Source organism: Paracoccus halophilus, from assembly GCF_000763905.1.
Lineage (GTDB): Bacteria > Pseudomonadota > Alphaproteobacteria > Rhodobacterales > Rhodobacteraceae > Paracoccus > Paracoccus halophilus.
In genome coordinates, this window is the sequence record NZ_JRKN01000027.1 from 1 (window position 1) to 14,703 (window position 14,703).

Annotated in this window: 5 protein-coding genes and 1 pseudogene; 1 reads left to right on the plus strand and 5 read right to left on the minus strand. The window is 68.5% G+C overall.

Going from position 1 to position 14,703, the window contains the following annotated elements; all coding sequences use genetic code 11:
* Positions 1 to 112: 112 nt before the first annotated feature.
* From IT41_RS15015 to IT41_RS15035, 5 genes and pseudogenes are all read right to left on the minus strand, one after another.
* A pseudogene (locus IT41_RS15015) lies at positions 113 to 623 on the minus strand (IS5 family transposase); the annotation flags it as partial.
* 188 nt (positions 624 to 811) lie between these two features.
* On the minus strand, positions 812 to 1,834 hold the full coding sequence (locus IT41_RS15020; RefSeq protein ID WP_036742884.1) for a hypothetical protein: 1,023 nt from the start codon (positions 1,832 to 1,834) through the stop codon (positions 812 to 814).
* Positions 1,819 to 2,448: an SCO family protein gene (locus tag IT41_RS15025; protein ID WP_036742885.1), complete on the minus strand. Its 630-nt coding sequence runs from the start codon at positions 2,446 to 2,448 to the stop codon at positions 1,819 to 1,821. The genes IT41_RS15020 and IT41_RS15025 overlap by 16 nt, the downstream gene beginning before the upstream one ends.
* Positions 2,445 to 4,235: a hypothetical protein gene (locus tag IT41_RS15030; RefSeq protein ID WP_036742886.1), complete on the minus strand. Its 1,791-nt coding sequence runs from the start codon at positions 4,233 to 4,235 to the stop codon at positions 2,445 to 2,447. The genes IT41_RS15025 and IT41_RS15030 overlap by 4 nt, the downstream gene beginning before the upstream one ends.
* Positions 4,217 to 11,563, minus strand: a complete 7,347-nt coding sequence (locus IT41_RS15035; RefSeq protein ID WP_139221643.1) for a cupredoxin domain-containing protein — start codon at positions 11,561 to 11,563, stop codon at positions 4,217 to 4,219. Before IT41_RS15035 ends, IT41_RS15030 begins: the two co-directional genes overlap by 19 nt.
* A gap of 240 nt (positions 11,564 to 11,803) precedes the next feature.
* On the opposite strand from IT41_RS15035, the gene IT41_RS19540 reads away from it, so the two are divergent.
* Positions 11,804 to 14,680: a trypsin-like peptidase domain-containing protein gene (locus tag IT41_RS19540; protein WP_052081649.1), complete on the plus strand. Its 2,877-nt coding sequence runs from the start codon at positions 11,804 to 11,806 to the stop codon at positions 14,678 to 14,680.
* Positions 14,681 to 14,703: the final 23 nt, after the last annotated feature.

The following is a 14,703-nucleotide window of genomic DNA, read 5'->3' on the forward strand; positions in this document are numbered from 1 at the left end:
CGCCCAGATCGACAAGGAGGAGATCGACCCCATTCTCAGCATCACTACGAAAGCAGCCTGATCATGACCTCAGGCCATCCCGGAAGTTACACCAAATTGACGGACGTGACCCTCTGATGTCGGAGGCGGCGGTATCCATCGCCAGATGGACCTTGCGCCATTGGCGTCGACCCTGAACACCGTGCTTGCGAGCCTGCCATTCACCGTCTCCGAGGAACTTGAGCCCATTCGGCGCGGCGCTTGAACCGGTGGCGCGCTCGCGCCGCATTGTCGACGAGCAGGCCCATCGGCCCGGCGACACGGGATCTGGACCTGCAAGGTCTTCTGACGGCGGCACAGGGTCGTACAATCCGGGACGGGCCAGTCCAGCCCGGCAAGACGCAGCAGGCTGGCGACCATCCCGGCAGTCTGCCTGAGTGGCAGCCTGAACAGGACCTTGATCGAAAGACAGAACTGGATCGCCGCATCCAGGAGCACCGCAGGACGACCGGGGCTGCCATCATGCGGCGCGAGCCAGGTCATCTCCTTGTCCAACCAGATCAACAGTGATCCGCGCTTGCGCAGCGAAGCAGTGTCGCTGGACCAGTTCGCGGTGCGGTAGCGGGCGGGGATGGTTTGCTCATGCCGGTCCTCTAACCGCATGGATTCGCGCTATGACTCCTTCACCGACAGAGTTCTGAAACAACACCGTGTCACGGCGAACAGGAGCATCGAAAATGTCACCGACCGCGAAAATTTGACCGGGCCGGCGCCGGGCGGAACTTCGAGATCGCGCTGCGCCGCGCCTTCTGAGGGGTGCGCGGCCCCGGCATCAGGGCAGGCTGATCACCTCGATCGCCACCGGCAGCGCGCGGGCGGCCTCGGTCAGCTTGGCGCCGGTGGTGCGGCGGCCGGCGTCGCGCGCGGCCTGGCCCAGAAGCCCGCCCAGCGTATAGCCGCGCATCGCCTGGCGGTCATGGCCCCCGGCCCGCGCCCAGTCGAACGCCGCGCGGTCCGGCAGGGCGATGGTGAGGCGACTGCCCTCGGCCACCAGCGCGCCGGCCACCGGCCCCAGCACGTCGAGGCAGCCATAGTAATGCCGCCCCGCCGCACCCCTCTCCGGCGCCGCCATCGCCAGGATATCCTCTGCCCTGTCGGTCAGTGTCAGCCCGACCGCCCGCGCGCGATAGGCGACATCCGCCGGGCGACCGCCGATCTGCGCGAAATCCGTCACCCCGGCCTGCCGCATGGCGGTCAGAAGGGCATCGGTGCAGGCCTCGGTCAGCCGGGGCGCGACCGCCTCGGCCAGTCCGGCCAGCGCGATGCCCGGGCCGCCCTCGACCAGTTCCAGCCGCCGGCCATAGGCCCCGCCGCGGTCGTTGAAACGCGCCGCGGCGGCGGCGAAACCCGCATCCAGCGCCGCATCGCCCGAGGCGAGAACCCGGATCCGGTCGGAGCCGATCGCCTCGCCCGCGGCCTTCAGCCCGCGCAGATGCGCGACCAGCGATTCCATCACGCCGGGCGGCGCCTCATAGCGCGGCATGGCCGAGCCCAGCACCCGCCCGTCAGGCGCAACCCCCTCGCGCAGCACCCGCAGCACCGCCGCCGCGTCATAGGGCGCGGCGCGCGCGGTCAGCGCCGACCAGTGGATCGCCGGAAAGGCGGTGCCGCCCTCGGCCCGGCCCTCGCCATCGGCGCCGTGACAGCCGGCGCAGGCGAAACGGCTGGCGGGCAGGCGCACCGCGCCGCCGCCGATGATCGCCTCGGCCCCCGCGCCGCGCAGGAACAGCGCCTCGCCCGGCGTCTCGGCCGCGGCCGCGCCGCACCACAACAGCGCGATCAGGACGCGGCGCATTCCGGCACGTCGCGGGCCATCGCGATCAGCGCCTCGGGCTCGGGGATGCCGATCACGCGGGTGAAGCGGTTCGAACAGAAATCCCCGATCAGGAACATCGGGTCATGCGTCTCGATACTGTCGAAGGCGACGCCCAGACTGTCCAGCAGCGGCGAGGTGCCGCGCTGCCCCGCCGTCAGCCACAGCCAGCGCGGGCTGGCGGCGAATTCATCGGCCGTCTTGCGCAGGGCGGCGGGCGTGTCATTGGCCGGGTCGATGCTGAGGCTGACCAGCGTGATCCGATCGTCGCCGCCGGCCAGTTCCTGATCGACGCCGTAAAGGATGCCGTTGGTGATGTCGCAGACCGTGTCGCATTCGGTATACATGAAACTGACGATCACCGGGCCGGCATCGCGCATCCGGGCGACGAAGCCCTCGGTCCGGCCATCGGCGTCGGTGACCGGGATATCGGGCGGGGCCAGGGTCTCTTGCGCATTGCTTTGCATCTGGCCGGGGGTCATGGTCATCTGCGACATGTCATGGCCCTCCATGTCCTCTTGCATGGTGCCATGGGCGCCGGCCGCGCCTGCGGCCAGCGCGATTGCCACGAGGGTCGGGATCGGGGAACGGGTCATGGTGTCTCCAGCATCAGGGGGTGAAAGCCCGCGCCGTCCGAGGCCGTGACGGCGATGACGGCAAGGCTGTTGGCGGGCACGGCGACCGGCAGCGTCGCGCGCCCTTCGGCATCGAGGCGCAGCTCCGCCACCGCGCGCCACGGGCTGCGCAGGCTGCTGACCAGCACGGTCAGGCGGTGGCCTGCGGCCGGCGCCCCGGCTTCGGTCAGAAAGCGCAGATGCACCCGCGAGGGATCGGCGGCGTCGCGCCGCGCGCGCAGCGTGCCGGGTCGGGCTTCGGGCTGCGCCGTGCCGATGGTTTCGGGCAGCATGGCGCAGAAGGACAGGGCGCCGATCCCGGTCGTCGTCACCAGCTCATAGCGGCCCGGCCCCGGCAGCATGGCCGAGGTGCGGAAGCGGCCGGTGGCGATCTCGCGAAAGCTCCGGTCGAAGGTGCCGACACGCGCCGGGATGCCGCCGCGCAGGCGCAGCGCGCTCATCGGCGGGGCGTCGCCCATGACGCTGTAATCGTGGATCAGAAAGCCGGTATAGTTCTGCGCATGCACCGCCAGCATCCCCGGCTGCGGCCAGAGCGAGGCCAGCATCCCCGGTCCCTCGCGCAGCGGCGTCTGCGCCTGTCCCAGCATGACATCGCGCAGCATCGAGGGCTTGCCCGGCGACACCGTGGCCAGATCCAGCACGCCGACCCGCGACTGATCGGCCAGCATCAGATAGGCGGCGCGGTCGGTGAAGGCGATTTCCGAAACCGGCACCCCGGTCGAGATGCGCTGAACCGCGCTGCCGCTGGCCACGTCGATCAGCGCCGCCGGCTGCAGGCGGCCGGGATCATGGGCCAGCATCCAGCGCCCGTCGATGCTGGCGACCAGCCGTGTCGCCGGATCGGGCAGAACCACCTCGACCGGGCTTTCGGGCGCGTCCAGATAGTGGATCCAGACCCTCTCGCCCCGCAGCCGGGCCAGCGCATAGGTGCCGGTCTCATCATCCAGCGGGGCGGCGTCGCCGGCGCCCTGGTCAAGGCGCAGCAGCACCTCTCCGCTGGCCGCATCCAGCAGCACGGTCGTCTCGGCCCCCGCCGCCGCCAGGGTGCCGCCGCCAATGGCCGGGACCAGCCGGTGCGCGCCGTCCAGAACCCTCACCGGCGCCGCGCCCGGCCTGACATGCAGCACCGCTCCCGCGCCCTGATCCAGCACCCAGATCGCGCCATCGGCCCCCGCGAATGCGGCGGTGGGGCGCGACAGCCCCCGCGCCAGCACTGTCGCGCGGGCGGTCGGGACATTGATCGCCCGGACCTCGCCCGCCTCGGGAAAGGCCGCAAGAAATCGCCTGTTCTCGATATCCGCGGCCAGGCTGGCGGGCACGCTGTCGAAGGTCGTCGCGCCCATCAGGTTGGCGGTGGCAAGGTTCAGTTCCGGGTCGGCGATGACGAAGGCGCCGTCGCGGCTGGCCACGCCGATCACCGGCCCGTTCAGCTTGACCGCCCCGGTGGGCAGGCGCGCGGTGGCCAGAAAGCTGCGGGCGGCCTCGGTGCAGTCCAGATTGCTGTCCGAGACCGGCCGCAGCCAGCCGGCCAGCGTCAGCCCGGCGGGCGGATCGCGGCCGAGGCTGTTGGCAATGGTGACGGTGATGTCGAAGGGCTGCTCGGGGTCGATCCGGTCCAGCGCCCGCCCGTCCGCGCCGGTGAAGGCGACCGAGGCGGTCAGCGCCGGGCGCAGATCCGCGCGCGGCTGCGCGCCCGACGCGGATGCGAGGGCCAGCCCCGACAGGAGGATCAGAACGGATAGGCGCATTGCTCTTTCCCGGCGACCTCCAGCAGGCCCCAGACCCCGCCTGACCGGATCGTCGTCGGCCCGTCATGCCACAGATAGGTGCCCTTCTCGATGCGTGGCGTCAGCCAGGCCGAGATGGTCTTGCCCGGCGCCAGCAAGGCCGAGCGCGGAAAGCCGAAGCCGGGGAACAGGTCGTCGTAATCTGCCCCGTTCATCACGAAGGCGCGCTGCCGGGCGCGGCCGCCGGGATGGACCACCCGGATCACCACCTGTTCCCCCGCGCAGGCCCGCAGCCTGATCGCATTGGGGTGGCTGATCCAGAAATCGGGCGCGAAGGTCAGCGCGTTCAGGTCGTCGCTGGCCTCGACCCTGAGTCCGTTCGTCGACAGCCCCTGCGCGAAGGCGGGCGAGCGATAATTCACCCCCTGCTCGCCCCGGTCATAGCTGTCATCGCAGACAAGGCAGTCGGGCACCATCTTCAGCGCCGAGCCGGCAAGGCCCTTGACCTCGGCACCCCTTTTGTCATCCCATCTCCAGGAGATCCGGCTGCCCTCGTCCCACAGGTTCAGCCCGTCCTGATAATACAGCACGAATTCCCGCACCTGTTCCGGCTGCGCCTCGGGCGGCGCGCCGGGCAGCGGATCGGCCAGATACAGGGTCGGGCTGCCATCGCCCGCCTCGGCCGGGGCTTCGGCAAAACCGACCTGGCAATATTCATACCGACCCTGCAGCGTGCAGTTTTCGTCGCCGCTCTGCCAGCCCTGGGCATCGTCGCGCCGCCAGCTGGCCGGCACAACGTCGATGGCGCCGAAAAGGCCGTGCTGGACATGCCCGATCACATCCGAGGTGGACCGGATCGGCACCGCCCCGAAGGCATAGGGAACCCAGTGGACCCGCGCATCCAGCCTCTCGGTGGCAATCGGCCGGGCCAGATCCAGCAGGCGCTGCTGCGCCGCCGACCGGTCAAAACAATCCGGCGCAGCGGTGCAGACCAGCGCCGCCAAATCCTCCATCCCGCCCTCCGAGGCATCGACGACCGGCGGCACGGCCGGTTCATCCAGCCGCTGGATCAGATCGTTATCGGGATAGTCTGCCGCGTCCTGCGGCACCACCGCGACGCCGTAATTGACGCCCAGCAACTGCACCACCGCGCCCTTCGCATCGGTGATCGGCACCAGTTGCAGGAACCCGCGCTGTTCGGGCAGCGGGAAGATATCGGTCCCGTCGCTCAGCCAGGGCTCGGGGCCGGTCGCGACGGCTTCGGCAATGGCATCGCCGATCCCGGTCAGCAAGGCGTTCTGCGCCGCCTCGTCGGGCAGATCCAGCCGCATGCGGCCGGCATAGAACATGAAGATATTGCTGACCGTCACGCCATCGCCCGCGGCGGCGGGCAGCGCCCGCGCGCCATAGCCATAGGCCAGCGGCAGGTCGCGCAGCACGTCCATCCCCGGCAACGCCACGCTGAGCCCCAGCTGCGCCGAAGGCCGCAACCCGCCGCGTGGCATTGACGCCTCGACGGGTTCCAGCTTGCCGTCGCTCTTGCCATGTTCGGGCGCGGTCGGCGCCGGATCCGCGTTCAGCGGCGTGATCGGGGGCAGCCTGGCATCGCCCAGCTCGTCGCGTAACCCATCATCGCTGTCGCGCAGCGCGTTGACAAAGCGCACCCGGACGCAATCGCCCGCCCTGACGCGCAGGGTCATGGGGCGCGGGCCGTTGGTATAGGCCGCCCTGACCGCCGCCTTCACCGCCGCGCGCGTCAGATCCTGCCAGCCATCCGCCTCGAGTCCCTGTTCGAAAAACGCCGTCGGCGACAGCAGCGCCAGCATCAGCCCGTCCGGGTCATGGCGGCCAAGCCCGTAATCCGTGCCCCTGACCGCGGCATCGTCCCAGACATATCTGGTCTCGACCGCCGCCAGCACCGCCTCGACAACGCGCTGCGTCTCGTTCTCGCCCGGATAGGGACATACAAGGCCGCCGGTCCCCATCGGCAGCGCGCGCGCAGCCCCGCTGACGGATTCGGTCGGCAGGTTCGCCGGCGCGATGCCCAGTCGGCCGGATATCTTCTCTCCCTCAGCCGACAGCTTGTCCTGCGGCGCATGCGGATTGTCGGCATTCAGCGAGGCCAGCGTGGCCGGATCCGGCGCATCTTCATTGCCATAGATCCGCATCAGCCCCCATGCGCCGTTCCACAGCGAATCGACCGAGCCGAAATTATACAGGTAATCCGACGAGTTCCGGGCGACGCGCTGGTCCTGGTCCTGGTCCTGCGGGACCGGCCGCGGCAGCGGAACGCCCTCGACGCTGACGCCGATATCGGCGCGCAACGAGCCGTTCATCTCGAAATGCTCCGAGATGCCGATCTCCTGCGCGAAGGTCAGCCCTTCCAGATTGTCGCAGCCGGCCAGCGCGGTCTCGAAATCGCGCCAGAACGGGTCGTGTCCGGCATGGTCCGGCTCGCGGTCGCGCCAGCGCAGATAATCGTCGGGCCGCCCCTCCAGCCCCGCGCCGGTCCTGAGACAGCGTTCGCGCAGCGACAGGTTGTTCATCCGCTGATCCGACAGGCCCAGCAACTGCCGGCCCGAGGGGAACGTCTGGTCGATATTGCGCTTGAAGGCCAGCCCGGCAACGTTGAACGTGTGCTGCACCTCCTGCGCACCCTGAACCATGCGGATGACCATGCGTTCGTTCTGATAGGCTTCCAGCACCGGCGTTTCCGGATCGCCATGCAGGCCCGACAGCAGCGCCCCGCCCATGTCGCCATAGGTGCCCGCGAGCTGCCAGTCGGTCGAACATTCGCCGAAGGCCGCGGTCTTCAGCGTCTTGACAACCGGGCTGTCCGGTTCGGGAGCATGCTGGCCCGGCACCCCCATGCCCAAGAGCCGGCAAGCGTCGCTTTGCGCGACGCGGGGTGCGCGCGGTTCCTTGTCGCCGATCCGCAGCGGCAGCGGCGCGTTGCGGTAATTCACCAGATAGGGGTCGTGATGATCGACCGAGATCGCCTCGGGCCGCGCCGGCGGCGCCACCGGCTTGGCCAGCGCGGCGACCGTCGGGTCGGGCGGTGCCGCCGGATGCCCCGCCGCCCGGGCGCGATACGAGACCATATAGTCGAACAGATCCTGCACCTCCTTGCCCGGCTCGGTCGCGCTGGCGAACAGATCCTTGCCGATATAGCGGTCCTTGTGCGAATCGTCGCGATTGGCGCCGCCCGCGATCCATGCCGGCGGCACGTCCTCGGGGTTGAAATACCAGCTGTCCCTGCTCAGCCCGTCGCCCGGTTTCGCATCGCGCAGCAGATCCTTTTTCGCCGATGCTCCGCACAGCTTTTGCAGGATCAGCGGGCTTAGCCGCCACTTGGCCTCGCAATAGATCCGGCCCATGCCGAATTGCTCGGCATAGGCGGGGTCGCCGGCATCCAGCACCTCGTTCGCGCCCAGGCCCGATGTGCGGCGCAGTTCGGCCTCGCTGATGCGGTCACGCGGGTCGTAGAGCAGCGCAAAATCGGCGACCGAGATGGCGAATTCGCGGTAATCGGGATGGGCCGGGTTCTCGCCCTGCACCTTCACCTTGCGCTTGGCGCCGTCCCATATCTCGCCACCCCAGGCGACATTGCCATGGCGCGCCGCGGCATCGGGCAGCGGCGCGACGCATTGGTCCTCGTTCTGGGTGCAGATCTCGGCCAGTTCCACATTCAGCGCATCATTCGGCGCGCCGGGCAGATCGCCATAGGCCAGTTCGTTCGCATCCACCCCCGGCTCGATCACCAGCGCCGAATAGAAACCGTGCTGCTGGATCGAGGAGGGGCCGAAATGATCATGCGAAAACACCGTGCGCAGGGTGCGGTCGCGCAGCTTCGGATCGTCGGAATTGCCGTTCAGGGTCAGCATCGGATCGGCGAACCAGCGCTGCACCGTGGTCTGGAAGCGGTCGCGATTCTGGGCCAGCGGCCGTCGCCAGATATCGCTGAGTGCGGGCTCGGGCCCGACGCATTCGCCCGGCGCCAGCGTGACGCCCGGCGCATCCTCGACGGGCGTCACCAGCCCCGCCGAGGCGCAGCGGCGCAGCGCCAGCTCATCGGCGGCAAAGGTGCCGTCCTCGTAGTTCCAGCCGTTGCCCGACCCGTCCGAGGCGGTCACGTCGAATTTCACCAGATGGATATGCTGGCCGATCGTGTCGGTCGGGGTCTTGACCTGGAAATCGTCCAGCGCCAGTTCCTTGGGCAGTTCGTTCGTATGTCGGAACTCGATGCACTCGCCCGAGATGGCGCGGAAGAAGAACGGCTCTTCGGTGTCGCTGATGGTGGGCGAGATCGGCTTTGCCCCGGTCCTCAGCACCTGATCCTTGAAGCGTAGCGATTCCTGCGTGCGGACATTGATGCGCGCCTGCGGATCGTGCCAGCCGGCGCGGTTGACCACCATGTCCAGCTGCACCGCCGACACCTCATAGCGGCGATAGCCGATCAGCAGCGGATCGCGCCAGAAATTCGTCTCGGACCCGTAAAGCGGGTCCTTGAGCGCGGCGCCCTCGGCACGCCCCACCCGGCCGGTGCCGCAGGGATCGGCGAAGGGCGCGCCCGGCTTGGGCGGGGCGCCGTTCACGTAAAGCCCCCTGCCCCGGTCCTCGGGATCCGACTGGTCGGGCAATTGGGCATGGCCGGTCGCATAACTGCCGTCGAAATCGCCGCCGCCATCCGGCTCGGGCAGGTCAGAGCCGCGCACATCCGACAGGTTCAGCTGCCCGTTCAGCCCGTCGGCGCGGTAAAGCCGGCCATTATAGTGAAACCCCATCGCCGCGCGTTCCAGCCGCGTGCCGTCATTCGGCAGGGTCTCGATCCTCGCGCTGGTCAGATGTTCGCTCAGATCGCCAAGCGCGAATGCCTTGGCCACGACCTGCGAGGTCAGCGCCCCGCGCTTATCCGTCGACAGCGCGTCGAAGGCGGCGGGCTTCAACTTGTTGCCGATCTCTGCGGATAGCATGAAGCCGGGCTTGCGCGTCGATCCGTCCATGACCACATGCCGGCCCAGCCCGCCATCCAGCCAACCCTCGCCGGTCACGCGTGTGTCGATCTCGGCCCGCGTGGTCGTCTGCTGGGGCAGCAGGTCCTGGATCGCGTCGGCGGGTTCCGTGCCCTCGGGCGGCGTCAATTCGCGGGCGATATCCAGCGGCGGCTGCGGCGGGCGGTGGCCGGGCTGGCCGGCGATATAGAAGGGAAAGCCCGGCATCGGCGTCTTCGCCTCGGCCTTCAGCACCGGGGTCGCGCCGCTTGTGTCCACATCCTCTTCGCTGGCATAGGTCGGCAACAGCGGCAAGGGCTCGCCCGGCAGCGGGATCAGCGCGGGGATAGGGGTGCCAAGGCTTTCGTCGGGGTCCGAGCCGTCCTCGGGCCCGATCCAGCGCCCGGTCAGCCGCTCGACGCTGCCGGGGCGGCTGTGGCCGCGATCGGCGGCCTCGGGGAATTCGGTCGACAGGCTTGCATCTACCTGCCCGTCGGGCATCTTGCGGGTGCCGTCCTCCAGCACGTCATGGACCCGCCACAGCGCCCACATGCCCTGCGCGAAATGCGGGTAAAGATGGCAGTGGAAGATGGAATCGCCCACCGTCCGGTTGCGGTTGCCCGAGCCCTGCGTGTCCCACCAGCCCTTGTCCTTGCCGTTCAGGTCGCGCAGCCCGCCGTGATAGATATTGTAGGTAAAGCCCTGCTGCGGCGCGACGGTCTGGCTGTCCAGATAGGCCCCCCGGCCGGGATCGTTGCCGGCGAACCACTGATGCGCATGCAGGTGGAACACATGGGTTTCCTTCGGCCCGGCGTGAAAATTGCGAAACACCACCGGATCGTTCAGATAGGAATGATGCACGTTCGACGGATCGTCGGCATACCATTCCAGCAGCGCCGGATCGCCATTCGCCCATGAGGTCAGGAAGAATTCCTCATAGAGGCATTCCTTGCATTCCGATGCCGGTCCGATGCCCTTGCGATTGGCCAGCAGCAACGACCCCATGCCCGAGGATCCGTAATTGATCGCGAACCCGTCCCTGACCCCGGCCAGCTGCCCCAGCGACGCCAGTTCCTGAAAATTCTTGGTGTAGAAGGTCTTCAGCTCGTCATGGAAAAAGACGGAAAATTCGCGAAAGGCGTTATAGCCGGGCTCCTGCGTGCTGGCCGGCGGCGCGTCGCTGTCCTGCCGGCAGTCATTGGCGACCAGTTTCGGGTCGCAATAGATGATGGCGTTCAGGTCCGAGTGGACGATCTCAAGCCGCGTCGCGTCGGCGAAATCGTCCTGAACCGGCATCCCGCCGGCGGCGGGCCGGTCCAGCACTATCGCCAGATTCAGCAGGGGGATGCGCTGGTTCGGATCATCCGCATCGGCCGCCGGATCGTTCATCGCGTCCAGATGGTCAAACAGGGTCTTCTCGTAATCGATGATCTCGGTCCGGGCATGGCGCTTGCCATTCCCGGCGCGCGGCCAGACGGCATCGAAGGCCGCGGTCGAGGTCTGGCTGCGATAGGCGCGCGTGCCCTTGCGTTCGACCATCAGCGCCCCGAACAACCCATGCACGATCGAGCCGCCATCGCCCTCGCCGCCGGCGGGTGCCGCCTGCGAGGCGAAGAAATAGGTGCCCTCGCGCTGCAACTTGTATTTGCACAGGAAACTGCCGCCCGGCGCGACCGAGCCGCTGCCGATACAGCCGGGATGGATGTCGCCGTCGATGGGCAAGGGCGTCAGCCCCTGCAGCAGGAAATTCACCCCGCGCGTATTCGGCCAGTCGGGCGCCTCGGGCAGCGACAGGATCTCGGGCTCGTCCTCGGGCGTGTCCCGCTCGGGGCAGATTGCCTCGCCATGCCGCACCAGACTGCGGGCGCCGCGCGACAGTTCGGGGCGCACGGATTCGGCATTGCTGTCCAGCGTCGGCCCGTCGTTGCAGAAATCGCGCGAGAAATCGGGCGATTGCGGCTGATAGAGCCAGTTCGTCACACGGATGACCAGAGTGTCGTCGACATTGGCGCGCAACACCAGCGGACGCGGCCGCTTGCAATCGCGCAGCCGCACATTGCCGGGCGACAGATCCGCGCCGGCATGGCCGTATTCCGCCCCGGTCATCGCGGCACAGTACGACGCCGTCACCAACCCGGCTTGCGCCGCCTCCTCATCGCTCTCGTCATCGCCCTCGGTTTGCGCCTCGTCCGATCCTTCGTCGCGGCGCAGCACCGCCAGATCGCGATCCAGCGCGAAGATCATCCCGAACGGATTGAAAGAGCCGAAGCGGTTATAGACCAGCGTCTGATCCAATGCCCCGATATCGGCGCAGACGACCCGCCCGGCATCCTCGATGCCGCGGCATATCTCGGCCATGTCGGGGCGCGGCGACGGTTCCTGCGTCTGTGCCGTCAAAGAACTGAAGGCAAGAAAAAACCCTGCTGCCGCAAGGCTGCGAAACCTTTGGGAACCGACCATGGTCACATCCTCGGAAAACGACTGGCGCCCTCACGACGGGCGTCAAAGGGATAGATTTCCAGAAACAATATTTCTCGATATTGTATTATATCTTTCTGATTCGCTCAATTTACCCATGCAAAAATAAGGTTTATTACCTTGCGGGACACAAGCCTGGTCAATCACCTGCGCTGTCTGGTCGCCGAGGATCGTCGTATTCCGGCCGATAGCCCGTCGCGCGTCGGCCGCATCATCCGCCGCTTCAGACCGGGCATCCTGACCCTGAACGGGCTCATGGTCCACGGCAATGACGCCGAATATGACATAGCCTCGCAACTGAACTGGCTGGATGACGACGCCCGGCAGAAGGCCGAGACCGTCGTCGGCAGCTGGTCAGCCGCGATTGGCCGGATAGACGTACGCAGCCAGAACGGTAAATGGCAACCGATCGGCACCGGCTGGGTCACCAGCCCCGGCGGCAATGGCGCGCCGGCCCGCATCGTCACCGCCGGGCACCTGCTCTGCAACATGCTGCAACCAGACATGTCCTTCAAGCGCCGGTTGGCGCGCACGGAGTTCGACGCGGCGCTGCTGCGCGAGACGCGGATCTGCTTTGCCGACCGGCCCCCCGTCGGGGACAGCAATGACGACGGCCACAATCCCCGCCTGCAGGCGGTGATCTGGCCCCACGGGCTGTGGGATCTGATGATCTGCGAGCTTGACCGCCCGCTGGCCGATATCCGCACGCCGCCGCTGACCGGCACCGACTGGCAGCCGGTCAGCGGCGCGGGGCTGGCGGTTCTCGGCTATCCGATCGATCAGGACCAGATTCACGCAGCGCTCGGCTCGACCGGCTTCTCCCAGGTCTTCGAAGGCTCGCTGGCCTGGCGGCGGCTGTCGCCCGGCCTGCTGACCGAATATGACGCCACGCTGGCGCCGCTGGCCGCGCCCATCACTGCCATCGCCGCCAGCCTGCGCCACGACGCCTCGACACTGATGGGCAATTCCGGCGCCCCGGTCTTCTGCCTCACAACCGGGAAGGTCGTCGGGCTGCATATCCGCGGCGGCAGCTATTGCAAAAACGACGACCCCACCTACCTCACGCCGACGGACCACGCCAATCAGGCGGTGCCGCTGGCGCGGGCGCTTGCCGAGGCCCGGCTTGGGATCGAATTGCTGGGCGCGCCCAACCCGCAGAACCTGGCGCCGGACGCGCACCGGATTTCGGTGTGGACGCCCAGCATACTGGAGGAGGATCCGGACGCGGAGGCCTCGATCTTCGTGGCCACGAACGGCCGGGATCTGCCGGCCGATCTGCTGCGCGCGGTGGTCCCCGACCGGCCGGATACGCGCGACTATTACTACAGCCCGCCGCTGACCGCGCCCAAGGACCGGGTGCCGGTGCCCGACAGTGCGGATCTGCGCATCCTCAACCAGGGCGCCGATCCGGCCTGTGTCGGCTTCGCCATGGCCGCGCTGATCAATGCCCAGCATCTGCGCGGGCGGCGCAAGGCGGCGCCGGTCAGCGCCCGGATGCTGTACGAAATGGCGCTGAGCCATGACGAATGGCTGGACGAGTCGGTGGGCGGCACCAGCCTGCGCGCCGCGATCAAGGGCTTTTTCTACAGCGGTGTCTGCAGCGAGGAAAGCGCCCCCTTCGTGCCGGGCCAGAGCAACTGGCGCCTGAACCGCGACATCGCTGCCGAGGCGCGCAGCGTCATGCCGGGCGCCTATTACCGGCTGCGCCACCGGCTGGTCGATTTCCAGGCAGCGATCCAGGAGGCGGGGGCGATCATCGTCTCGGCCTATATCCATGACGGCTGGTTCCGCAGCGGCGGCGGGCGCATCCGCACCATCCAGCTGCGCCATGGCCGGCCCGCCGACCGCGCCGCCCATGCCTTCGTCGCCCTGGGCTATGACGACAGGGGCTTCATCATCCAGAATTCCTGGGGCCCGGGATGGGGCAATTGGCATGAACGGCCGGGGCTTGCCTGCTGGACCTACGAGGACTGGGCGCAGAATGTCATCGATGCCTGGGTGCTGCGGCTGGCGCCCTCGGCCCCCGACACGTTCGGGCTGCAGCCGGTGCTGTCGCTGAACGAGGATACCAGCATGCCCAAGCCGCTGCGCCGCCTGCCGCGGCCGCATCACTTTGCCCTGCTGGGCCATATCGTCCATGCCGAACGCGACATGGTGGTGGATCGCGGCCGGCTGGGCCTGGGGCTGGCGCCGCTGCGCGAGGCCGGGGCGCTGCTGCGGGGGCAGGATCCGGCGAAGGACAGCCCGCATATCCTGCTGGTCTATCACGATCCCTTCCTCGGCGCCGACGCCATCGCCCGGATCGCCGCCTACCAGACCGAGACCCTGCTGAAGAACGGCATCTTCCCGCTGCATATCGCCTATGGCGTGGACGAGGTGGCCACGATCAGCGCCCGGATGCTGTATGAGGCAGAGATCGTCAGCAAGCGCTTCGGCGCCTCGCTGAACGAAGCCTCGGGCTATCTGGAACGGCGGGCCGGGCGGCTGTGCGGGCGGCTGGTGCAGGATTTCTGCGCCGGCGCCGCGCGGGCGGCGGATGCGGGCGGCCCGCTGTGGCAGGCGCGCACCGCGCTTTGTGCCGAAGCGTCGCGGGGCCGGGCGGTCTCGGTGCTATCCTTCGGCACCGGCAGCATCGCGGCCCTGGCCCAGCACCGACTGATGCGGCAATCGGGCAACCCGCCGCTGCACCGGCTGCTGCTGGTCGGGGCGATCGGGCCGCGCCCGCCGGCGGACGAACTCGGCTCGGCCCGGCTGCGGGAATGGCGGTTGCCCGATGCGGCAGAGATCGGCGCCCTGCCCGCCTATGCCGGGGACTGGGGCGATCTGGTGCAGGCGGTGCAGAATGCCGGCGCGGGTCCGCGCGCCGGCGACGGCAGCGGCTCGACCCTGCCCGGCAGCATCGCCGGCTGCTGCGTCGAGCCAGCGCTGCTGAACGAGATCGTCACGGTGCTGAAAGGCCGCGCGCCCTCGGCCCAGCGGCAATTCCGCCCGGTCTGACCCACGCCGGCACCATGCACCTT